Genomic DNA, 22,101 nt, shown 5'->3' on the forward strand with positions numbered 1-22,101 from the left:
AATGGCCGGCGTCCCGAGGACAGTGAGCGAGGAGCCGACATGACAGTGGACATCGAGGCCGCCAACCGGGAACTCGCGGTGGCCCGGCAGGACGGGAAGCCCTGCCCGCCGCTGCGCGGCCGGCTGCTGCCCGAGGGCGACGTCGAGGCCGCGTACCAGGTGCAGCAGGTCTACACCCGGCAACGGCTGGGCAAGGGACACCGCCGCGTCGGCGCGAAGATCGGCCTGACGTCGCGGACCGTGCAGGAGAGCTTCGGCGTCTTCCAGCCCGACTTCGGGGTGCTCTTCGACGACATGGCCGTCGGGGACGGCGTCGAGGTGCCGATCGGCCGGCTGCTCCAGCCGCGGGTGGAGGCGGAGATCGCCTTCGTGCTCGGCGCCGACCTGCCGGACGAGCGGGTCACCACCGTCGACCTGATCCGGGCGGTGGACCACGTGCTGCCGGCCATCGAGATCGTCGACTCGCGGATCGCCGACTGGGACATCTCCATCGTGGACACGGTGGCGGACAACGCCTCCAGCGGGCTGTTCGTGCTCGGCACCGCACCCCGGCGGCTCGCCGACGTGGACCTGCGGCTGTGCGGGATGGTGCTGGAGCACGCCGGTGAGCCGGTCTCGGTCGGCGCGGGCGCGGCCTGCCTCGGCAATCCGCTGCACGCGTTGCAGTGGCTGGCCGGCACCATGGCCCGCGCCGGTGACCCGCTGAAGGCCGGGGACGTGGTGCTCTCCGGCGCGCTCGGCCCGATGGTGCCGGTCACCCCCGGCGCCGCGTACGAGGCGCGCATCTCCGGGCTCGGCTCGGTGCGTATTTGCTTCTCCCGGGAGGTTTCGTGACCACGACAGGTGTGGCGGTGCTGGGGTCGGGCAACATCGGCACCGACCTGATGATCAAGGTGCTGCGGCTCAGTGAGAGCCTGCGCATGGTGGCGATGGCCGGCATCGACCCGGCCTCCGACGGCCTGGCCCGGGCCCGTCGGCTCGGCGTCACGACCACCGCCGAGGGCGTCGACGGGCTGGTCGCGCTGCCCGAGTTCGCCGACGTCCAGCTCGTCTTCGACGCCACCTCGGCCGGCGCGCACCAGCGGCACGACGAGGTGCTGCGCGCACACGGCCGTACGGTCGTCGACCTGACGCCGGCGGCGATCGGCCCGTACGTGGTGCCGCCGGTGAACCTCGACGAGCACCTGCGCGAGCCGAACGTCAACATGGTCACCTGCGGCGGCCAGGCCACCGTGCCGATCGTGCACGCGGTCGGCCGGGTCACCCCGGTCGCGTACGGCGAGATCGTCGCCTCGATCGCCTCGAAGTCGGCCGGGCCGGGCACCCGGGCCAACATCGACGAGTTCACCGAGACCACCGCCCGGGCCATCGAGGTGGTCGGCGGCGCCGAACGCGGCAAGGCCATCATCGTGCTCAACCCGGCCGACCCGCCGCTGCTCATGCGCGACACGGTCTACTGCCTCTGCCCGGACGCCGACGCCGACCGGGGCACGATCGCCGCCTCGGTGGCCGACATGGTGGCGACCGTGCAGGAGTACGTGCCCGGCTACCGGCTCAAGCAGGACGTGCAGTTCGACGCCGTGGACACGTACGCGCCGGTGCTCGGCCGGCACTTCACCGGCCTCCAGGTGTCGGTGTTCCTGGAGGTTTCCGGCGCCGGGCACTACCTGCCCGCGTACGCCGGCAACCTGGACATCATGACGTCGGCCGCGCTGCGGACCGCCGAGCGGCTGGTGGCGCTGCGCGCGCCGGAGGTGAGCGCCCGATGACCGACCTCTACATCCAGGACGTGACGCTGCGCGACGGCATGCACGCCATCGGGCACCGCTACACCGTCGACCAGGTGCGGACCGTCGCCGCGGCGCTCGACGCCGCCGGCGTGGCCGCCATCGAGGTGGCGCACGGCGACGGCCTGGCCGGATCCAGCGTCAACTACGGGCACGGTGCCGCCGCCGACGCGGACTGGATCGCCGCCGCCGCGGAGGTGCTGACGAACGCGCGGCTCACCACGCTGCTGCTGCCCGGCATCGGCACCATCGCCGACCTGAAGGCGGCCAAGGCGCTCGGCGTGACCAGCGTGCGGATCGCCACCCACTGCACCGAGGCGGACATCTCCGCCCAGCACATCGCCTGGGCCCGGGAGAACGACATGGACGTCTCCGGGTTCCTCATGATGTCGCACCTCAACGACCCGGCCGGGCTGGCCGCGCAGGCCAGGCTGATGGAGTCGTACGGGGCGCACTGCGTCTACGTCACCGACTCCGGCGGGCGACTGCTGATGTCCGACGTGGCGCAGCGGGTGGACGCGTACCGGCAGGTGCTGGAACCGGAGACGGAGATCGGCATCCACGCGCACCACAACCTGTCGCTGGGCGTGGCGAACAGCGTGCTGGCGGTCGAGCACGGCCGGATCCTCGGCGACGGCCCGCTCGGGTCCCCGGCCGGGCGGACCGTCCGGGTGGACGCGTCGCTGGCCGGCATGGGCGCCGGCGCGGGCAACGCCCCGCTGGAGGTCTTCGTGGCGGTCGCCGAGCTGCACGGCTGGAAGCACGGCTGCGACGTGTTCGCGCTGATGGACGCCGCCGACGACCTGGTCCGCCCGTTGCAGGACCGGCCGGTCCAGGTCGACCGGGAGACGCTCTCCCTCGGGTACGCGGGCGTCTACTCCAGCTTCCTGCGCCACGCCGAGCGGGCGTCGGCCAAGTACGGGGTGGACGTGCGCTCGATCCTGGTCGAGCTGGGCCGCCGCCGGATGGTCGGCGGCCAGGAGGACATGATCGTGGACGTGGCACTCGACCTGGCCGCTAAGGAGAACAACTCATGATCGGGCCGGACATCGCCGGCATCGCGGAGAAGCTGGGTGCGGCGGCCGACGACGCCACCGCGATCCCGCAGCTCGCCGCCGAGACCGGCCTCGACGTCGACGCCGCGTACGCGGTGCAGACCGCGCTGGTGCAGCGCCGCCTGGACCGGGGTGAGCGGCTGGTCGGCCTCAAGATGGGGCTCACCAGCAAGGCCAAGATGGCCCAGGTCGGTGTGGACGAGGTGATCTGGGGCCGGCTGACCGACGTGATGCGGGTGCCCGACGGCGGCGGCGTCGACGTGAGCGCGTTCATCCACCCCCGGGTCGAGCCGGAGGTGGCGTTCCTGCTAAACCGGCTGCCCGACCCGGGCGAGCCGGTCGGCTCGTTCACCCGGGCGGTGCGCGCGGTCGCCCCGGCGATCGAACTGATCGACTCCCGGTACGCGAACTTCACCTTCTCCCTGCCGGACGTGGTCGCCGACAACACCTCGGCCGCCGCGTTCGTGGTCGGTCCCTGGTCGCCGGTGCCGGACGGGCTGGACAACCTCGGCGTGCTGCTGGAGATCGACGGGCGGGTGGCGCAGGTCGGGTCGACCGCCGCCATCCTCGGTGACCCGCGCCGCGCGCTCGACGAGGGCCTCCGGCTGGCCGGCCGGCACGGCGTCCGGCTGCGCAAGGGCTGGGTGTTCCTGGCCGGCGCGGCCACCGCCGCGGTGCCGCTACGCCCCGGGGCGCACGTCCGCGCCACTGTGGAGAAGCTGGGTTCCGCCTCCCTGAAGGCGCTCTCGTGAGCGCGAGGAGTGAGCCGGGTTTGCGAGCCCCGCAGTCGCGAACGGAAAGCGGCCCGGCGACCGCCCGCGTGGTGGCCGGGAAGGCCGTGCCGCGGGGCGCGTTCCCGCACGTCAAGGTGGCCGGCGGGTTCGTCTTCGTCTCCGGCACGTCATCCCGCCGCCCGGACAACACGTTCGCCGGGGTGTCGGTGGACGAGTTCGGCACCACCGACCTGGACATCCGGGAGCAGACCCGGGCCGTGGTCGGGAACATCCGGGACCTGCTCCGCTCGGTCGGCGCCGACCTGGCCGACCTGGTGCAGGTCACCAGCTACCTGGTCAACATGAACGACTTCGGTGGCTACAACGAGGTGTGGGCGGAGTTCTTCGACGCCACCGGGCCGACCCGGACCACGGTGGCCGTGCACCAGCTTCCGCACCCGCACCTGCTGATCGAGATGCAGGCCGTCGCCCTACTTCCGTCGGGAGGTCCCCATGAGTGAGATCGCCGAGCCGTTCAGCTTCTCCGGCTGGATCGGGGAGAACCAGCACCTGCTCAAGCCGCCGGTGGGCAACAAGGAGATGCTGCCCGGCAGCGACGACTTCATCGTCATGGTGGTGGGCGGCCCGAACCAGCGCACCGACTTCCACGTCGACCCGTACGAGGAGTTCTTCTACCAGGTCAAGGGCAACATGCACATCAACCTGATGCTGCCCGAGGGCCCGCGTACGGTGCACGTGCGCGAGGGTCAGATGTGGATGCTCCCGCGTAACACCCCGCACTCGCCGCAGCGCCCCGAGGCCGGTTCGATCGGCATGGTGATCGAGCGGGTCCGCGAGGAGGGCACGCTGGAGAAGTTCCAGTGGTACTGCGCCGAGTGCCACCACAAGGTGCACGAGGTCGAGTTGCAGGTGCGCGACATCGCCGCCGACCTGCCCCCGGTCTTCGCCGCGTTCTACGCCGACGAGAAGGCCCGCACCTGCGACAACTGCGGCGCGCTGCACCCGGGCAAGGGCTGATGCCGGTGCCGGTGGTGGACGTGCACACGCACGTCGTACCGAAGGGGTGGCCGGACCTCGCCGCGGCGTGCGGCGGGTCCGGCTGGCCCTGGCTACGGGTGGACTCCGAGCGCGCCGCCATGATCATGGTGGGGGAGACGGAGTTCCGGCCGGTCGGCGCGCCGTGCTGGGACGCACCCACCCGCCTGGCCGACATGACCGCCGACGGTGTCGACGTGCAGGTCGTCTCGCCCACCCCGGTCTTCTTCAGCTACGACCGCCCGGCCGACCAGGCGGTCAAGGTGGCCCGGATCTTCAACGACCTCACCCTGGAGATCACCGCCGCCGGCGGCGACCGGCTGGTGCCGTTCTGCCAGGTGCCGTTGCAGGACCCGGACGCCGCCTGCGCCGAGCTGGACCGCTGCCTGGCGGCCGGGCACGCCGGCGTGGAGATCGGCAACCACGTCGGCGACCGCGACCTCGACGACGCGGGCATCGTGGCGTTCCTGACCCACTGCGCCGAGGTCGGGGCGCCGGTCTTCGTGCACCCGTGGGACATGCCCGGCGGGCCCCGGCTGGACCGGTGGATGGCCCGCTGGCTGACCGGGATGCCGGCGGAGACGCACCTGTCGGTGCTGGCGCTGATCCTCGGCGGCGTGTTCGACCGGGTGCCGGAGACGCTGCGGATCTGCTTCGCGCACGGCGGCGGCAGCTTCCCGTTCTGGCTGGGGCGCGCCGACAACGCCTGGCACCGCCGTGGCGACCTGGTACGTGGGGCGTCCTCCGCGCCGCCCAGCTCCTACGTCGACCGGTTCAGCGTCGACTCGGTGGTGTTCGACCCGGCCGCGCTGCGGCTGCTGGTGGACACCATGGGCGCCGACCGGGTGCTTCTCGGCAGCGACTACCCGTACCCGCTGGGGGAGCGGCCGGTCGGGCAGGTGGTGCACCGCTCCGACTTCCTCACCGACGCGCAGCGGGCCGCGCTGCTCGGCGGCAACGCCCTGCGCTTCCTCGGCCGAACCGATATATAAATAGCTTAGAAGAGTATATAGTCGCTCCGTGAAGACTGTCATCGACCTTGACGACGAACTGCTCGAACGCGCCCGGCGTGAACTCGGCACAAAGAGCAAGAAGGACACGATCCACGCGGCGTTGCGGCTGGTCGCCGAGCGCAGCGAGCGGATGGAGGCGATCCGGGAACTCCTGTCGGTCGATCGCGACTGGACCGGCATCGTCGGCGACGACAAGGTGCCCGCCAGCGAGAAGGACGCGGCGTGAGCGTCGCGGGCGGGCTCTATCTCATCGACACCTCGGCGTGGGCTCGACTCCGACTGCCCGTCGTGGCCAAGCGGGTGAGCGCCATCCTGGAGGAGGGCTTGGCCGCGACATGTCTGCCACTCGATCTCGAGGACGGTCGCAGCGCGCGGGACTTCCGGGACGCGATGACCATCCGCGCCCGTCGCGCTCAGGTCATGGTCGACCTGCCGGTGACCGAGGCCGTCTCCACCCGTGCCCGGGACCTGCAACTCGCGCTCACCGCGCGGGGCCATCACCGGGCGGCGAGCCCGGTTGACCTCACGGTGGCGGCGGTCGCGGCGGAATACTCCGCGACCGTCCTCCACTATGACCGGGACTTCGACCTGCTGGCGGACGTCGGTGGCCCCCGATCGGAGTGGGTGGCCCCGCCCGGGACCCTGTCCTGACCGCGCTCGGCCGCTGACCCGGCGGCCTCGGGGGCGTCTGTCAGGACGGGTCGGTGCGAAGGCGCAGGGTGCGCGGCTCGGTCGGGGTCACCTCGGTCGTGTCGTCCGACCGTCCGACCGCGCACCGGGCAGGATGGCGGAATGACCGAGCCGCACGACCTGACCGCGCTGGAGCAGGCCGCCGCGATCCGGCGGGGCGAGCTGTCCAGCGTGGAGCTGGTCGACCACCACCTGCGCCGGGTCGACGCGCTCGCCGACACCGTCGGCGCGTTCGTCACGGTCACCGCCGAGCGGGCCCGCGCGGCGGCCCGGGCCGCCGACGCCGCCCCCGCCGACGCGCGCGGGCCGCTGCACGGGGTGCCGACCGCGATCAAGGACCTCACGTTGACCGCCGGGGTGCGGACCACCTTCGGCTCCGCCGCCTTCGCCGAGTTCGTCCCGCCGGTCGACGCCGACGTGGTCCGCTTCCTGACCGCCGCCGGGCTGGTCAGCCTCGGCAAGACCACCACCTCCGAGCTGGGCTGCTCGCTCTACTCCGAGGGGCGGGTGGCGCCGCCGGCCCGCAACCCGTGGGACCTGGCGTACACGGCGGGCGGGTCCAGCGGCGGCGCGGCCGCCGCGGTCGCCGCCGGGCTGGCGCCGGTGGCGCAGGGCTCCGACGGCGGCGGCTCGCTGCGCATCCCGGCCGCGCTCTGCGGCCTGGTCGGCTACAAGCCGAGCCGCGGCCTGGTCTCCGGCGGCCCGCTCGGCTTCGGCGCGTTCGGGCTGCCCACCAACGGCCCGCTCGGGCGCACCGTCACCGACGTGGCGGCGCTGCTCGACGTGCTGGCGCAACCGGTGCCCGGGGAGCCCTACCTCCCACCGGCCGCCCCGGCGGGCGGCTACCTCGGCGTCGCCCGCGCCGTCCCCGGCCGGCTGCGGATCGGCCGCTTCACCACCCCGATGCTCGCCGACGAGCCGGTCCACCCCGACTGCGTCGCCGCCGTCGACCGGGCCGCCGCGCTGCTCGCCGACGCCGGCCACGAGGTGGTCGAGGTCCCCGCGCCGCTCGGCCCGGAGGCCTGGCCGATGTTCGAAACCGTCTGGTACGCGCTGGCGCTCGCCCCGGTGCCCGCCGACCGCGAGGGCGACCTGCTGCCGCTGACCCGGTTCCTGCGCGAACGGGGCGAGGCGCTCGGCGCCGCCCGGCTGATGGCCGCGCTCGGCGAACTCCAGGCCCAGGTGCGCCGCGGGGTGCGCCGCACCGCCGGCTGCGACCTGCTGCTCTGCCCCACGCTGGCGGCCCCGCAGGCGCCGGTCGGGGCGTTCGCCGCGCTCGACCCGGCCGAGGATTTCGACCGGCAGCGACGCTTCTCGCCGTACTGCGCCGTCTTCAACGTCACCGGCGACCCGTCCGTTTCGCTGCCGGTCGGCCGGACTGCCGAGGGCCTGCCGGTCGGGGTGCTGCTCACCGGCCGGTACGGCGACGACGCGACATTGATCGCCACTGCCGCGCAACTGGAGCACTGCTGTGGCGGATGGGATCAGCACCCCGCAATCTGGCGGGCCGCCGACTCCGCTAACGTGAACATCACAAGCGAGGTCGGGCGCGGCCCGTCGTGACCGTCCACCCGACCCGGAACATTCCTGGTCTCTCTTTCCGCCTGGGGGCGTTGGGATTGTCTGTTACCGAGACGTTGGTGGTCTTCGTCGGCATCCCGCTCGCCGCGGTGCTGGTGATCGCCGGGCTGGCGGCCGTCGGCAACCGTGGCAGCGGTGGCGGCGCCAAGCGCTACCGGCCGGGCCGGCCCTTCGACTTCACTCCGGTCTGGTTCCTGGGCCGTCCGGAGCAGCTGGCCGACTCGGCCGGCACGGCGCTGACCGCCGGGGCGCAGGCCCCGGCGCTGACCAGCCGCAAGCAGGAGCAGGCCGGCCGGGAGGCGCCGGCCGGTGGAACCGGAGGCGCAAGTGACCGTTGGTGAAGCGCGGCCCACGACCGGGACGGGCACCCCGCCCGACGTGCTGGACGGGCCGTTCTCGACCCGGCAGCTGCTCCGCATCGACGAGGCGCTCCGCCTGGCCGACCAGGGCACCGGCCTGGTCTTCTCGGTCTACGTGGGCGGCCTCGACGAGCCGATCCGGGAGCACGCCGAGCGGCTGCACCGGCAGCTCGCCGAGCCGGACAAGTCGGTGCTGATCGCCGTGTCGCCCAACCAGCGGCAGCTGGAGATCGTCACCGGCAAGTACGCGCGCAAGCGCATCCCGGACACGTACGCCAAGCTGGCCGCGCTCTCCATGGTGGCCGCCTTCGGCGGCGGCGACCTTGCCGGCGGGGTCATCCAGGGCCTCGACCAGCTCGCCAGCCACGCCGGCAAGGGCTGAGCACCCGCCCGCAGACACGACGAAGCCCGGCCCGCGTACGCGTGGGCCGGGCTTTCTCGTGGTCTCAGCGCGGCCAGGCGGAAGGGTCGAGCCGCATCGGCCACGGCTCGTCGATCCGCACCGGATCGTCCGGGCCACTCGTGAGTCGGCTGTCGCCCTCACGTCCCGACACGACCAACGGCCGGGGCCGGCGCGGGCTCCCGCCCACGCCGGCCCCGGCCGTCGTGCTCCCCGCTCAGGCGCTGCGGGCGTCCCGCTCCCGGGCCTTCAGCGCGCGGACCACGCCGTCGCGCCCCTCGGCCACCAGGCGGCGCAGCGACGCCGGCTGGCCGTCCCGGGCCAGCCAGGCGTCGGTCGCCGCGACCGTGTCCTCGTCGACCAGGTAGGCCGGGTAGGCGAGCTGCACGAACTCCTGCGCCGGTTCGCTGTCCCGCTGCGCCCACACCTGGTCGACGGTGGCGAAGTAGCGCTCCCGGTAGGGCGCGGTCAGTTCGACCTGCGCCGGGTGGGTGAGGCCCTGCAGCAGCGCCCGGTTGCGCCAGTTGGGCAGCGCGTCCGGGCCGGTGAGCTGCGCCCAGACCGCGGCCTTGTTCGCCTCGGTCGGCACCAGCGCGTACGCGTAGGCGGCCTCCCGCTCGCCGCTGGCCGTGCGGTCGCCCGCCAGCTCGGCGTCCACCTCGGCCGTGCCCGCCGCGCCGTTGGCGACGAGCGCCTGCAGCACGGCCCAGCGCAGCTCGGTGTCGACGGTCAGCCCGTCCGGCACCCCGTTGCCGTCCAGCCAGCCGCGCAGCGTCGCCAGGTCCTCGCTGGAGCGGGCCGCGGAGGCGTACGCCCGGGCCCAGGCGAGCTGGAAGCCGCTGCCCGGCTCGGCCGCGGCGAGTGCGGTCCGCGCGGTGCGGGCCAGGTCCGCCCAGCCGGTCGGCGCCCACGCCGGGTCGGCGTAGAAGGTGAGCGCGGTGGTGGCCTGCCGCAGCGTGGCGGTCACCAGGTTGATGTCGGTCTCGGCGGTCAGTCCGGCCAGCACCAGCGCCACGTAGTCGCGGGCGGACAGCTCGGCGTCGCGGGTCATGTCCCAGGCGGCCGTCCAGCACAGCGCCCGGGCCAGCGACGAGTCGAAGCCGGAGATGTGCTGCACCACCGTCGACATGGACCGCTCGTCCAGGCGCAGCTTGGTGTAGGTGAGGTCCTCGTCGTTGAGCAGCAGCACGTCCGCGGCGGGCTTGCCGTGCAGCGCGGACAGCTCGGTCACCTCACCGGTCACGTCCGTCTCGACCAGCTCGCGGCGGACCAGGCGGCCGTCGGTCAGGTCGTAGAGACCCACTCCGATCCGGTGGGTACGCAGCGTCGGGTACCCGGCCGGCGCCTCCTGCCGGACCAGCACCCGCTCGTACGCGCCGTCGGCGCCGATCGTCACCTCCGGGCGCAGCGTGTTGACCTGCGCCGTCTCCAGCCACTGGGCGGCGAACTTGCGCAGCTCCCGGCCGGAGGCCGCCTCCAGCTCGGAGAGCAGGTCGTCGAAGGTGGCGTTGCCCCAGGCGTGCTTGCCGAAGTAGGCGCGCAGGCCGGCCAGGAACGGCTCCTCACCCACGTACGCGACGAGCTGCTTGAGCACGCTGGCGCCCTTGGCGTACGTGATGCCGTCGAAGTTGACCTCGACGGCCTCCAGGTCCGGCATCTCGCAGTAGACCGGGTGGGTGGAGGAGAGCTGGTCCTGCCGGTAGCCCCAGTTCTTGCGGATGGACAGGAACGTCGTCCAGGCGTCGGTGAATCGGGTGGCGTGGGTGTTGCACCAGTGGCTGGCCCACTCGGCGAACGACTCGTTCAGCCACAGGTCGTTCCACCAGCGCATGGTGACCAGGTCGCCGAACCACATGTGCGCCAGCTCGTGCAGGACCGTGTTGGCGCGCTGCTCGTACTCGAAGTCGGTGACCTGGGAGCGGAAGATGTAGTGCGACTCGGCGTGCGTGACGCAGCCGAAGTTCTCCATCGCGCCGGCGTTGAAGTCGGGCACCCAGAGCTGGTCGTACTTGGGCAGCGGGTAGCGGACGCCGAACTTCTCCTGGAAGAAGTCGAAACCCTGCGTGGTGATCAGGTGCAGGTCGTCGGCGTCCAGGTGCGGCGCCATGCTGGCCCGGCAGAAGTAACCCATGTCGATGCCGTCGTGGGTGTGGCGCACCTCGTGGTACGGCCCGGCGCACAGCGCGGTGATGTAGGTGCTCATCCGCTCCGAGACGGTGAAGTGCACCGTCTTCAGGCCCTCACCGGCGGCCTCCTCGCGCTCCACCGGCATGTTCGACACGACCCGCCAGTGGTCCGGGACGGTGGCGTGCCAGGTGTAGACGCTCTTCAGGTCGGGCTGGTCGAAGCAGGCGTAGACCTTCTGCGCGTCGGCGGTCTCGAACTGGCTGTAGAGGTAGGTCTCGCCGTCCACCGGGTCGACCGTGCGGTGCAGACCCTGCCCGCTGTTCGAGTAGCCGAAGTCGGCGTCCACCACGAGCACGTTCTCGGCGGCCAGGCCGGTCAGCGTGAGGCCCTTCTCGGCGGACCAGTCGGACAGGTCGACCGGATCGCCGTTCAGCGTGGCCGAGCGCACCGACTCGGCGGCCGTCTCGATGAAGGTGGTCGCTCCCGGCTCGGTGCAGCGGAACCGGACCTCGGTCACCGAGCGGAACGTGCGGCCGGTGGGCTGCACGGCGGTCGACAGGTCAAGGCTGATGTCGTACCCGGTCACCTCGAGCAGGCGGGCCCGCTCGGTCGCCTCGACCTGGGTCAGGTTGCGCACTCCCGGCACTGTTCGTCTCCATCCCACTCGTCTCGCCGCGCCCCGCGGCACCGGCCTCGCCCCGGTCCGCTCGTGGCGGCCGGCCGAAACCGAGTCTTCCATGCACACACCGCTTTCGGTGGCCGAGGTCACGCTCTCATTCCGGTACCGGTCGACGCGGCGCGGGGTGAGGATCGTAGGCGAAGGCGCCGGGCTCCCGGCGCGGGGAAAGTCGTGAAGGGATGACACCGTGACCGAACGTGTCACCGCGGACATGTGGTTCGACCCGCTGTGCCCGTGGGCGTGGATCACCTCCCGCTGGCTGCTGGAGGTCGAGCAGGTCCGGGACGTGGACATCCGGTTCCACGTGATGAGCCTGGCCGTGCTCAACGAGGGCCGGGACCTGCCCGAGGAGTACCAGGACCTGATGCGCAAGGGCTGGGGTCCGGTGCGGGTGTGCATCGCCGTCGAGCAGGCCCACGGGGCCGAGGCGCTGGCGAAGCTCTACACCGCCATGGGCACCCGGATCCACCTCGGCAAGGAGGAGCTGGGTCGGGACATGCTGGTCGGCGCGCTCACCGATGTCGGCCTGGACCCGGCGCTCGCCGACGCGGCCGAGTCGACGCAGTACGACGACGCGCTGCGGGCCAGCCACGAGGCGGGCATGCGGCCGGTCGGCACCGAGGTGGGCACCCCGGTGGTCCACGCCCCGGGGCCGGACGGCCGGCAGGTGGCGTTCTTCGGTCCGGTGATCACGCCGGCGCCGAAGGGGGAGGCGGCCGGCCGCCTCTGGGACGGCGTGCTGCTGGTCTCCGCGACGCCGGGCTTCTACGAGCTCAAGCGCACCCGCACCCAGGGCCCCATCTTCGACTGAGGGGTAAGGAAGGGCCCCCTCTTAACGCCTCCGGTAGAGGCGGGGCCCCTTCTTAACAACCCGCGCCGCAGCGCGCCGAGCCCCGCGCCGCAGCGCGCCGAGCCCCGCGCCGCAGCGCGCCGAGCCCCGCGCCGCAGCGCGCCGAGCCCCGCGCCGCCCGTCACCGGGTCGGCGCGGGGCTCGTTTCACCGGGTGTCCCAGCCGACGGCCCGAACGAGGCCGCACCACGGCAGCTCCTGGAGGCATTCCCATGGCTAAGCACCGCCGCATGTCCGACGACGCGCCGCAGCCGGCGACCGAGGACTCCGGTGCGACGTACTGGTCCGTGGCCGAGGGCGACTGGCCGGCCGGCCCGGCCGACCTGGCCGACCTGCTGGCCCCGCCGATCGTGGTCGGCGTGGCCCGGGTGGTGGCCACCTCGCGGATGACCCCGCCCGAGACCGACCGGCCCGGCCGCGCCCCGGCCCGCTCCGGCGCCGCCGGCCTCCCGGCCACCGCGGGGGCGACGACGGTACGCCTCAACGCCGGCTCCCGTCCGGCTGCGTCGACCCGCCGTCCCGCGACGCCCGGCCGGCACCGCAACCCCACCGCCTGAACCCGGACCGCTGTTAACAAGGGGCCCTTCCTCTACCGCAGGCGTTAATAAGGGGCCCTTCCTTTCACCTGGTGGAAGGGAGCGAGTCCGGCGGCGGCGGCGGAGCGGGCCCGGGTAGCGTCAGCGGGCATGACGGTCGTGCATCCGATCGCCCGGGCCTGGATCACCACTGGCGGCACCGGCGCGCAGAACTACGACGAGTTCGCCGACGACGCGGAGATCACCGCCATCGTCGAGGCGAACCCGCACAGTGCCCTGGGCATCGAGATGCCCCACCGGGCGCCGGGCAGCCTGGGGAAGTCCTTCCTCGACGCGCTGCCGGACGCGGTGTCCCGCCTCGGCGAGGCCAAGGCGGACGGCAGCTACACCCCGGCCGAGCAGGTCGTGGCGCTCTACCGGATCAGCGCGCCCGGCGAGGAGAGCGCGTACGGGCTGTGGGCGATGGTCGACACCGACCAGATCTCCACCCGAGCCGACGAGCCGGGTCTGGTGATCCGCAACGAGGACGTGTTCATCGCCAAGGTGCGCGAGCGCGTCGCGCTGGCCGAGGCGCTCGGTCACCTGCTCTCACCCGTACTCCTGCTCCAGACCGGGCGGGGCGACGAGCTGCACGCCGCGCTCGCGGCGGCGACCGAGACGGCCGGCGCGCCCGCCGCGACCGACGTCGACCAGTCCGGCCGCACCCACGCCATCTGGCTGGTCGGCCCCGGCCGGACGCAGGACGAGCTGACCGCCCTGGCCGGCGGCGGCGAGCTGGTGGTGGCGGACGGCAACCACCGCAGCCTGGCCGCGCAGACCGGCGGTTTCCCGCGCTTCCTGGCGGTGGTCACCACGCCCGCGTCGGTCGCCATCCAGCCCTACAACCGGCTGGTCAGCGAGCTGACCACCACCCCGGACGAGCTGCGCGACCGGCTCCGCGCCGCCGGCGCGGAGGTCACCCCGGCGGAGGGCCCCCTCGGCGTCCCGGCCACCGGCGGCGCCGTGCACCTGCACCTCGCCGGCCGGGGGTACGCGGTGACGCTGCCGCACGTCGGCACCGGCCGGTTGGAGAACCTCGACCACGCGCTGGTCGAGCGGCTGCTGCTGCGCGACGCGCTCGGTCTCGACCCGGGCGACAAGCGGATCACGTACGTGGGCGGCGACTACCCGGCGAGCTGGCTGACCGGCGAGGTCGACGCCGGCCGTGCCGAGCTGGCCGTGCTGGTGGCGCCGGTGACCGTGGACGACTTCGTCGCGGTGAACCTGGCCCGGGAGAAGATGCCGCGCAAGAGCACCTGGTTCACCCCGAAGGCGCGGGCCGGCCTGGTGGTGGCCGAGCTGCCCCGCTGACCGGCGTGTGACGAATCCGCCTCCGGGTCGCCGCCCGCGCGCCGACGGAGGGGCGGGCCTGTCAGACTGCGCGGTATGCGCGTCTACCTGGGATCCGACCACGCCGGCTTCGAGTTGAAGGTGCACCTGGCCAACCACCTGGCCAAGCAGGGCTACGAGGTGGTGGACGTCGGTCCGCACGCCTTCGACCCGGACGACGACTACCCGGCGTTCTGCCTGCACACCGGTGACCGGGTGGTCGGCGACCCGGGCAGCCTGGGCGTGGTGATCGGGGGCTCGGGCAACGGTGAGCAGATCGCCGCGAACAAGGTGGCCGGCGTCCGGGCGGCGCTCGCCTGGAACGTGGACACCGCCCAGCTGTCGCGGGAGCACAACGACGCCAACATCGTCGCGATCGGCGCCCGGCAGCACACGCTGGACGAGGCCACCGCCCTGGTCGAGGCGTTCCTGACCACGCCGTTCTCCGGCAACCCCCGGCACAGCCGGCGGATCGCCCAGGTGGCCGACTACGAGCAGAGCCGCCGGCTGCCCGAGCTGCCCGCCTGATCCGCGTCCGGCCGCACCCGCCCGGGTGCGGCCGTCAGCGTCCGCCGCGCGGCAGCTCCTCGCGGGGCACCCAGTTGCGGCGGACCAGCACCATCCGTTCCTCGGCCTCGGCGAGGTCGTCGTCGGTGGGCCGGGCGGCGTCCCGGGCCCGCATCGCCGCGGTCACGCTCACCTGCGACGACCCCGAACCGACCAGACCGCGCAGCCCGCGCTCGCCCTCGTCGGCGACGGGGCCGGCGCGCCGGCCCCGTGGTTCCGACTCCGGCTCAGCACGTCGGATGCCGCGCGGCGACCGCGAGCCGCCGTCGGAGGTCCCGTGCTCGGTCCGCCGGGGGCCGTGCGGTGGGCGGGGCGCGACGTCGTCGTGCACCCCCGACGTGCTCGCGCTCGTCTCCACGGCCGCGCTCGCGGCCCCGGACGGGTCGGTGCCCGCCTCGCGGGTCGGGTGCGCGCCCGCCGCGCCGGTGTCGACCGCCTCGGCCTGATGCCGCAGTCGCCGTCGCCGTCGCTCCGCCTCACCCATTCCCCGACCGTACCGCCCCGGGACCCGTCAGAAGTTCTCCATCGGGGTCGGGGCGCGGTGCCAGGTGAAGGCCGGCGAGACGGTACGGAGGGTGTGCGGGACCAGTTCGCGGACGCGGCCGGTGCCGGCCAGCGCGGCCGGGGTGGTGCCGCCCAGGTACAGCTCGCCGAGCGCGCGCACGTCGCAGGCCAGCCCCGCCGGTGCGGTGGTGGCGGCGCACTCCGCCCCGCCCGGCCCGCCGACGAGCCGCCACCGGCCGGTGTTCTCCGGCAGCAGCTCGTCGGTGACCTCGATCACCACGTCGATGTCGGTGGCGTAGCGGCGGGCGGCGAGCGCGGCCGGCACGTCCACCACCCGCACCCAGAGCCCGTCGACGAGTTGCGGGGCGAGCTGACGCGGCTCGTCGACCAGGCGCAGCAGCGGCTCGTCGACGGCCGCGATCGGGAACGACAACCGACGGGTCAGGTCGACCGAGAGGAGCAGCCGCCACAGCGTCAGGTACGCCTCCGGGGTGACCGCGACCACCTCGTCGACCCGTACCTCGCCGCGGGGGACCTCGCCGACCCACTCCTCCTTCGTCCGGTAGAGCGCGTACCCGTCGATCCCCTCCGGCCCGTCGTGCCGCAGCACCCGCCGCTCGGTCGCGCCCTGCCGCCGGCTCGTCACGTCCGCCAGCACGTACGCCCACCAGCGCTCGTCGCGCCGGGACCAGCCGGGGCGGTCGGCGCGCGCCCGCTCGTACAGTCGGGCCAGCTCGTCGCGGTGCGCGGCCGGGCGGTCCAGGCGCAGCGTGCTCTCGGCGGCCGTCTGGGGCGGGCAGTCGCAGCCCCGTGGTGTCGGCGCTCAGGATCAGCCGTTGCGCGGCCGAGCCGTAGCCGAACCGGGGGTAGATCCGTCCCTCGCTGGCCCAGAGCACCGCGACCGGCTCGTGCCGGGCGTCGCGGACCTCTCGCAGCTGTCGGCGCATGAGCCCGCTGAGCAGACCGCGCCGGCGGTGCGTGGGGGCGACCGCGACCATGGTCACGTGTGCCGCCGGCACGGTCGCGCCCGGTACGGTCAGGTCGCGGCTGAACGCGGCGGCGTGCGCCACCGCCGTGCCGGCGTCGCGGACCAGGAGCGATCGTTCCGGCTCGAAGATCGGGCGCTCGACCGTCTGGAGCTCGGGGTTGAGGTCGCTGTGGAAGGCCAGCGCGAGCAGCGCGGCGATCTCGTCGAAGTCGTCGGCCCGGGGCACCACCGCGTCGGTCATCGCCCGTGTGTACCCCATCACCGTGGGGGTCGGCACCCTATTTGCCGGGTGGCTACCCTCGGAACCGTGGCCGACGTCGGTCGAGGGGGAGGACGGAAGATGGCGGACCAGACACAGCCGTGGGCGGAGCGCACCGTGGAGGTGCCGCCCCAGCCGGTGCCCGAGCAGCGGGACGCGTTCCGGCGCGGGGTGGCGGCGGTCGGCCGACCGCGTACGCCCCGCACCGAGCAGTTCCCCACCGTCGAGCACGCCGACTGGTCCGGCGAGCCGGCGCCGCGCCGGTCGATGAGCTGGCACCTCACCCAGGCCCGCCGGGGCGGTGAGTGGAGCGCCGCCGGCGCCCTGTTCGCGTTCGTCTGCTGGGGCATCTGGGCGATCTCCGGTCGGGGCAACCTGATCGCCCCGCTGCTCACGTTCGTCCTCAGCCTGCTCACCGCGGTCGGCCTGTTCGCGCTGGCCCGGCTGATCGGCCGGTTGATCCTGGAGCGGCAGCTCGGCCGGGTACGCCGCAGCGCCCGCGGCGCCCACCTGATCACCGCGCTGTTCCTGGTGGGCGTCGGGGTGGCCTACCTCCAGCAGACCGAGTGGGTGGTCTCCGCCTGGAACTGGGTCACCGGCAACTGATCACCGCAGGACGCGCGGGCGGGCTGCCGCCCGCGCGTCCCCGGCGCCGCTCAGAAGACGGTGGTGACGCCGACCGCCTTGCAGGCGGCGTTGAAGTCCTCGCCGGCCTTGGCCATGGTCGGGTTGTCGGCGGCGGTGACCGGGTCGGGGGCCGCCGCGGCCTTGGTGACCTCCACGCTGAACTGCCGCAGGGCGGTGGCCGCCGGGCCGTCGCCGGCGGTCGCGACCAGTGCGCTGACCTTTCCGCCCAGCTCCTTGAGGATCTTCGCGAGCTCGGCGTTCGTGTCGCCGCTGGACTGCATGACCGCGACGAGCTTCGCCTTCATCTCGTCGTTGATCTTCTTGGCGGAGGTGCAGAGGTCCTTCTCGCCGACGGTGGCCGCCGCGGCCGCCGAGGTCGGGGCGGCGGAGGGGGTCGACGAGGCGGGCGTCGGCGCGGCGGAGGTGGCGGCGGAGTCGGCCCGGGTGGAGCTGTCCTCGCCGCCGCAGGCGCTCAGCGCCGTGACCGCGACACAGGCCAGCACGACAGGGAAAATGCGCATCGATTTCACGTGGGCGCACGCTAGTCGACGGAACCCTCTTGATCAAAAAGAATCCGGCGGCACGCGGGCGGACGGTGTGTCACCGTCCGCCCGCGGGGTCGCGGTACGCCGCGACGCCGGTCGTCACTCCACCAGGACGGCGTTGGCATTACCCGGCGTCGCCCGGTTCATCCGTCGCCCGTCGGGATGAGCCAGGCGTGCCGACGCCGACCGCCCGTCGGCGGCTCGGGGCCGCTCACCGAGCCGGGACGTGCTTCCGGCGCACCGGCCCCGGTCGGACGTCGTGCCCCGGCCCGACCCGGGTCAGCATGGCGGCATGGGCGCGTATCGATCAGCGTACGAGCGGAGCATCGCCGACCCGACCGGCTTCTGGCGGGACGCGGCCGGGGACATCGACTGGTTCACGCCCCCGGAGCGGATCCTCGACGACTCGGCCGCGCCGCTGTACCGGTGGTTTCCGGACGGGCGGCTCAACACCTGCCACAACGCGCTCGACCGGCACGTCGCCGCCGGCCGGGGCGACCAGCCGGCGTTGATCCACGACAGCCCGGTCACCGGCACGGTCCGCACCCTCACGTACGCCGAGCTGCTCGCCGAGACCGCCCGGTTCGCCGGGGCGCTGCGCCGGCTCGGCGTCCGGCCCGGTGACCGGGTGCTGCTCTACCTGGCCATGGTGCCGGAGGCGGTGATCGCCATGCTGGCCTGCGCCCGGATCGGCGCGGTGCACTCGGTGGTCTTCGGCGGCTTCGCCGCGCACGAGCTGGCCGTGCGGATCGACGACGCCCGGCCGACGGTGGTGGTGGCCACCTCGTGCGGCATCGAGGTCGACCGGGTGGTGCCGTACCACCCGATCCTCGCCGCCGCGCTCGACGAGGCCGACCACGCGCCACGACACTGCGTGGTGGTGCAGCGCCCGCAGGAGCCGGCGCCGCTGGTCGCCGGCCGCGACCTCACCTGGGACGAGGCGATGGCGGACGCCGAGCCGGCGGAGTGCGTGCCGGTCGCCGCCACCGACCCGCTCTACATCCTCTACACCTCCGGCACCACCGGCCGCCCGAAGGGCGTCGTGCGGGACAACGGCGGGCACGCGGTGGCGCTGCGCTGGTCGATGCGCAACGTCTACGGGATCGAGCCGGGCGACGTGTTCTGGGCCGCCTCCGACGTGGGCTGGGTGGTCGGCCACTCCTACATCGTCTACGCGCCGCTGCTCACCGGCGCGACCACCGTGCTCTACGAGGGCAAGCCGGTCGGCACCCCGGACGCCGGGGCATTCTGGCGGGTCGCCGCCGAGCACCGGGTGGCCGCGCTGTTCACCGCGCCCACCGCGATCCGGGCGATCCGCCGGCAGGACCCGGACGGCGCGCACCTCTCCCGGTACGACCTGGGCGCGCTGCGCACCCTCTTCCTGGCCGGTGAACGCCTGGACCCGGACACCTGGGCCTGGGCGGGCGAGCGGCTCGGCGTACCGGTGGTGGACAACTGGTGGCAGACGGAGACCGGCTGGCCGGTGGCGGCCAACCCGCGCGGCCTGGAGCCGCTGCCGATCAAGGCCGGCTCACCGTCCGTGCCGGTCCCCGGCTACGACGTGCGGGTGGTCGACGGCGCGGGCCGGGAGGTGCCGGCCGGCGTGGACGGCTCGATCGTGATCCGGCTGCCCCTGCCGCCCGGCTGCCTGCCCACGCTGTGGGGCGACGACGAGCGGTTCGTCCGCTCCTACCTCGCCTCCTTCCCCGGTCACTACCTGACCGGCGACGGCGGCCGGTTCGACGACGACGGCTACCTCTACGTGATGGGCCGCACCGACGACGTGATCAACGTGGCCGGGCACCGGCTCTCCACCGGGGCGATGGAGGAGGTGCTGGCGGCCCACCCGGCGGTGGCCGAGTGCGCGGTGATCGGGGTGGCCGACGCGCTCAAGGGCCAGGTGCCCAGCGGGTACGTGGTGCTCAAGGCCGGCGCCGAGGTGGACCCGGAGGCGCTCGCCGGTGAGCTGGTCGCCCTGGTCCGGCAGCGGATCGGCCCGGTGGCGGCGTTCCGCCGGGTGGCCGTGGTGCCGGCCCTGCCGAAGACCCGGTCCGGCAAGATCCTCCGTCGCACCATGCGTGGCCTGGTCGAGGGGCGGGACGAGCCGGTGCCCCCGACCATCGACGACCCGGGCGCGCTGGCCGTCTTCCGGGACCTCGGGGCCACGGACTGACGCCGGGGTCCCCGGCCGGACGCACCGGCCGGGGACCGTCGGATCAGCGCCGGACCGGGTTGCGGGCCGCGTAGTCGCGGGCCACCCGGACCAGCTCCACCAGGCCGCCGGCATACTCCTGCGACTCGCCGTGCGCCTCGTCGAAGGGCGGCTGGAAGCCGACGCCCTCCCACTGCCCGGTGGCCTCGTTCCAGCGGTCGTTGCCCACCTCGAAGTCCCAGGCGAAGATGCCCAGCTCGTAGTAGAGCTGGTCGGCCGAGTTGCCGGCCGCCGAGTAGAGCACGTCGGCGACCGGGCCGGTCTGCGACGGCCAGGTGACCGTGCCCCGCTCGGCCGCGATGGCCCCGACGATCCGCCGGGCGCTGGCCAGGAACAGGGTCGACTCGTCGATCGACGGGCGCGGCAGCGTGACCCGCCCGTCCGCCTTGTACGCCCCGGGCGGCCACATGAAGTAGCCGCCGTAGGAGTGCACGTTCATCGCGAACCTGATGTTCGGGTGGGCCTTGGCCAGGTCGATCACGTTGCGGCTCTCCGCCTCGGACAGCTCGGCGGTGCCCGCGTAGTTCCCGGACAGGCAGTTGGCGCTCGCGCCCACGTACCCGTCGAACAGGGACCCGACGGTGTAGTTGCGGTTGACGTCCACGCCCCAGCTGGTGCGGTACTTCGGGTCCCGTGCCGTGCCGGCGCAGTGGTTGACCAGGTTCTTGCGCTGGAAGTTGTAGTCGTGGAACGAGTAGTTCGCGCCGTCCGGGTTGACGGTCGGGATCACGAACACGTCCACCTGCTCCAGCAGCTGCCGGGTCGCCGCGTCGGTGCGGGCGTTGGCCAGCAGCCGCTCGGCGAACTCCAGCGTGACCAGCGGCGTCGCCCACTCCCGGGCGTGTTCCTGCGAGTAGGCGAGCACCCCGACCCGGGAGCCGTCCCGGTGCCTGCCGATGCGCAGCGCCTGCACGGTCCACGGACGGGCCGGCACCTCGGTGCCCTGCAATCCGTCGTCGAGGCGTACCGGCCCGGCCACCGGCATCGGCAGTCCGGCGGAGACGTCCTCCACGGTGGCCCGGAACCGCGCCCCCTGCCGGGCGTTGATCGCGGCCGCGACGTCGTCGGTGCTGCTGGTCACCTTGCCGGCGACGTCGGTGGCCAGGGAGACCGTGAGCACCCGGTCGCGGTACCGGACGGTCAGCGGCCGGTTCGCCCGACCCGGGTCGACGGTGCGCACCTGGACACCGTTCATGCCCTGGTCGCCGAAGCGGACCGACTCCACCACCACCGCGGCGGCGGCCGGATCACCCAGGTAGGCGGCGGCGGTGCGCCGGTAGCCCTGGGTGCGGTTCGGCAGGTCGATCACGTCGACCAGGTCGCGGTACTGGCGACCCAGCCGGGCGATCCGCGCCTTGATGTCGACGGGCGTGAGGTAGGCGTCGATGAAGTCCTTCTGGTAGCCGGCCGGCTGCGGTGGGGGTGCGGCGTTCGGCCAGAGCGCGGGCGTGACCGGCCGGCTCGTCCCGCCCAGGCTGGAGGTGGCGGTGAGCTGCACCGGCCGGGCGGGCACCGGCTGGGGGAGCGCGTAGTGGTACTGGTACTCGCCCGAGTCCTCGAACCGGTAGAGCGGGAAGGAGCCGGCGGCGCCGTCGGCCGTCCGCCAGTTCACCGTGATCTCCACGTCCGGGTCGTCGGTGGCCGTGGTGGCCACCTGGGCCTGGAGGAAGGTCCTCCCTCCGGTGGTCCACCAGTAGGCCTGGAGGAACTGCAGGGTGTCCACCCCGTCGGCGGCGCGCAGGCCGCCACGGGTGCGGGCCTCGGCGGCCCGGACGCTCTCGGCGAGTCGCCGGGCGCCGTCGTCGGCGCGTTGCACGACCTGCACCGCGCTCGCGCCCTGCCGGGTGAGGTCGGCGAGCTGCCGGCCGCTGAGGACGAGGTCGGCGACCGGCCGGCCGTCCCGCGAGCGCGGCCGGTTGGCCAGGTCGGCGCCGCCGGCCACCAGGCGGTCGAGCTGCCCCTGGTCGGCCAGGCGCACCCGGACCAGCGCGGTCTCGGTGGGGGCGAGGGTGATCGTGGGTGCGGCCGGCGCGGCCACGCCGGGATCCGGATGGGACAGGGCGGCGGTGATCAGGATGCTGGTGGCGGCGAGCGCGGTCCACCGTCGTCGGACGAACACGGGGCCTCCTGACGGACGTCGATGTCACTGCCGTCCACACCAGCCGAGGCATCGATCGCTGTCAAGC

Annotated in this window: 22 protein-coding genes and 1 pseudogene; 18 read left to right on the forward strand and 5 right to left on the reverse strand. The window is 73.7% G+C overall.

Going from position 1 to position 22,101, the window contains the following annotated elements:
• Window positions 1-39: 39 nt before the first annotated feature.
• From GA0070622_RS08955 to GA0070622_RS09010, 12 genes are all read left to right on the forward strand, one after another.
• Window positions 40-834, forward strand: coding sequence for a 2-keto-4-pentenoate hydratase (locus GA0070622_RS08955; RefSeq protein WP_091571725.1), 795 nt, complete (start codon window positions 40-42; stop codon window positions 832-834).
• Window positions 831-1,769: an acetaldehyde dehydrogenase (acetylating) gene (locus tag GA0070622_RS08960; RefSeq protein WP_091571729.1), complete on the forward strand. Its 939-nt coding sequence runs from the start codon at window positions 831-833 to the stop codon at window positions 1,767-1,769. Before GA0070622_RS08955 ends, GA0070622_RS08960 begins: the two co-directional genes overlap by 4 nt.
• The gene (gene dmpG, locus GA0070622_RS08965) at window positions 1,766-2,824 is read left to right on the forward strand and encodes a 4-hydroxy-2-oxovalerate aldolase (RefSeq protein WP_091571733.1); all 1,059 of its coding nucleotides are present in this window, start codon (window positions 1,766-1,768) and stop codon (window positions 2,822-2,824) included. Before GA0070622_RS08960 ends, dmpG begins: the two co-directional genes overlap by 4 nt.
• Complete coding sequence (locus tag GA0070622_RS08970) at window positions 2,821-3,594, forward strand: 2-keto-4-pentenoate hydratase (RefSeq protein WP_091571737.1); 774 nt, start codon at window positions 2,821-2,823, stop codon at window positions 3,592-3,594. The genes dmpG and GA0070622_RS08970 overlap by 4 nt, the downstream gene beginning before the upstream one ends.
• A gap of 20 nt (window positions 3,595-3,614) precedes the next feature.
• Window positions 3,615-4,076, forward strand: a complete 462-nt coding sequence (locus GA0070622_RS08975; RefSeq protein WP_091571741.1) for a RidA family protein — start codon at window positions 3,615-3,617, stop codon at window positions 4,074-4,076.
• Window positions 4,069-4,593, forward strand: coding sequence for a 3-hydroxyanthranilate 3,4-dioxygenase (locus tag GA0070622_RS08980; RefSeq protein WP_091571745.1), 525 nt, complete (start codon window positions 4,069-4,071; stop codon window positions 4,591-4,593). The genes GA0070622_RS08975 and GA0070622_RS08980 overlap by 8 nt, the downstream gene beginning before the upstream one ends.
• Window positions 4,593-5,603: an amidohydrolase family protein gene (locus GA0070622_RS08985; protein WP_091571749.1), complete on the forward strand. Its 1,011-nt coding sequence runs from the start codon at window positions 4,593-4,595 to the stop codon at window positions 5,601-5,603. The genes GA0070622_RS08980 and GA0070622_RS08985 overlap by 1 nt, the downstream gene beginning before the upstream one ends.
• A 28-nt stretch (window positions 5,604-5,631) precedes the next feature.
• Window positions 5,632-5,850, forward strand: a complete 219-nt coding sequence (locus GA0070622_RS08990) for a type II toxin-antitoxin system VapB family antitoxin (protein WP_091571753.1) — start codon at window positions 5,632-5,634, stop codon at window positions 5,848-5,850.
• Window positions 5,847-6,275 carry a PIN domain-containing protein gene (locus tag GA0070622_RS08995; protein WP_091571758.1) on the forward strand — a complete coding sequence of 143 codons (429 nt, stop codon included), beginning with the start codon at window positions 5,847-5,849 and terminating at the stop codon, window positions 6,273-6,275. Before GA0070622_RS08990 ends, GA0070622_RS08995 begins: the two co-directional genes overlap by 4 nt.
• A 141-nt stretch (window positions 6,276-6,416) precedes the next feature.
• Window positions 6,417-7,877, forward strand: coding sequence for an amidase (locus GA0070622_RS09000; RefSeq protein ID WP_091571763.1), 1,461 nt, complete (start codon window positions 6,417-6,419; stop codon window positions 7,875-7,877).
• 56 nt (window positions 7,878-7,933) lie between these two features.
• The gene (gene ctaJ, locus GA0070622_RS09005) at window positions 7,934-8,236 is read left to right on the forward strand and encodes an aa3-type cytochrome oxidase subunit CtaJ (protein ID WP_435794693.1); all 303 of its coding nucleotides are present in this window, start codon (window positions 7,934-7,936) and stop codon (window positions 8,234-8,236) included.
• Complete coding sequence (locus GA0070622_RS09010; RefSeq protein WP_091571772.1) at window positions 8,223-8,636, forward strand: DUF5130 family protein; 414 nt, start codon at window positions 8,223-8,225, stop codon at window positions 8,634-8,636. Before ctaJ ends, GA0070622_RS09010 begins: the two co-directional genes overlap by 14 nt.
• 235 nt (window positions 8,637-8,871) lie before the next feature.
• On the opposite strand, the gene pepN is transcribed toward GA0070622_RS09010, so the two are convergent.
• Window positions 8,872-11,418 carry an aminopeptidase N gene (pepN, locus tag GA0070622_RS09015; RefSeq protein ID WP_176558930.1) on the reverse strand — a complete coding sequence of 849 codons (2,547 nt, stop codon included), beginning with the start codon at window positions 11,416-11,418 and terminating at the stop codon, window positions 8,872-8,874.
• Window positions 11,419-11,647: 229 nt separating this feature from the next.
• Between pepN and GA0070622_RS09020 the strand changes: the two genes are divergently transcribed.
• The 4 genes from GA0070622_RS09020 (at window position 11,648) to GA0070622_RS09035 (ending at window position 14,741) form a co-directional block, all read left to right on the forward strand.
• A complete protein-coding gene (locus tag GA0070622_RS09020; RefSeq protein ID WP_091571778.1) occupies window positions 11,648-12,271 on the forward strand; it encodes a mycothiol-dependent nitroreductase Rv2466c family protein in 624 nt (207 codons plus the stop codon).
• A 268-nt stretch (window positions 12,272-12,539) separates the two neighbouring features.
• On the forward strand, window positions 12,540-12,866 hold the full coding sequence (locus GA0070622_RS09025; protein ID WP_245666152.1) for a hypothetical protein: 327 nt from the start codon (window positions 12,540-12,542) through the stop codon (window positions 12,864-12,866).
• Between the two features lie 129 nt (window positions 12,867-12,995).
• Window positions 12,996-14,195 carry a DUF1015 family protein gene (locus GA0070622_RS09030; protein ID WP_091571785.1) on the forward strand — a complete coding sequence of 400 codons (1,200 nt, stop codon included), beginning with the start codon at window positions 12,996-12,998 and terminating at the stop codon, window positions 14,193-14,195.
• A gap of 75 nt (window positions 14,196-14,270) precedes the next feature.
• Window positions 14,271-14,741: a ribose-5-phosphate isomerase gene (locus GA0070622_RS09035; protein WP_091571788.1), complete on the forward strand. Its 471-nt coding sequence runs from the start codon at window positions 14,271-14,273 to the stop codon at window positions 14,739-14,741.
• A gap of 34 nt (window positions 14,742-14,775) precedes the next feature.
• Here the strand turns inward: GA0070622_RS09035 and GA0070622_RS33670 are convergent, their stop codons facing one another.
• Window positions 14,776-15,264 (reverse strand): hypothetical protein, encoded by a 489-nt coding sequence (locus GA0070622_RS33670; RefSeq protein ID WP_091571793.1) that lies wholly within the window; start codon window positions 15,262-15,264, stop codon window positions 14,776-14,778.
• 27 nt (window positions 15,265-15,291) lie between these two features.
• Window positions 15,292-16,513 (reverse strand): annotated as a pseudogene (locus GA0070622_RS09045) (GNAT family N-acetyltransferase).
• Between the two features lie 99 nt (window positions 16,514-16,612).
• Between GA0070622_RS09045 and GA0070622_RS09050 the strand changes: the two are divergent.
• On the forward strand, window positions 16,613-17,137 hold the full coding sequence (locus GA0070622_RS09050) for a hypothetical protein (RefSeq protein WP_091571796.1): 525 nt from the start codon (window positions 16,613-16,615) through the stop codon (window positions 17,135-17,137).
• A gap of 50 nt (window positions 17,138-17,187) precedes the next feature.
• Here the strand turns inward: GA0070622_RS09050 and GA0070622_RS32470 are convergent, their stop codons facing one another.
• Entirely contained in the window at window positions 17,188-17,679 is a 492-nt protein-coding gene (locus GA0070622_RS32470) for a hypothetical protein (RefSeq protein WP_176558928.1), read from the reverse strand.
• A 316-nt stretch (window positions 17,680-17,995) separates the two neighbouring features.
• Between GA0070622_RS32470 and GA0070622_RS09060 the strand changes: the two genes are divergently transcribed.
• The gene (locus GA0070622_RS09060) at window positions 17,996-19,876 is read left to right on the forward strand and encodes a propionyl-CoA synthetase (protein ID WP_091571803.1); all 1,881 of its coding nucleotides are present in this window, start codon (window positions 17,996-17,998) and stop codon (window positions 19,874-19,876) included.
• A 43-nt stretch (window positions 19,877-19,919) separates the two neighbouring features.
• Here GA0070622_RS09060 and GA0070622_RS09065 read toward each other — a convergent pair whose 3' ends face one another.
• On the reverse strand, window positions 19,920-22,034 hold the full coding sequence (locus tag GA0070622_RS09065) for a M14 family zinc carboxypeptidase (RefSeq protein WP_091571808.1): 2,115 nt from the start codon (window positions 22,032-22,034) through the stop codon (window positions 19,920-19,922).
• Window positions 22,035-22,101 lie beyond the last annotated feature (67 nt).

The sequence above is a fragment of the Micromonospora sediminicola genome, from assembly GCF_900089585.1.
Lineage (GTDB): Bacteria > Actinomycetota > Actinomycetes > Mycobacteriales > Micromonosporaceae > Micromonospora > Micromonospora sediminicola.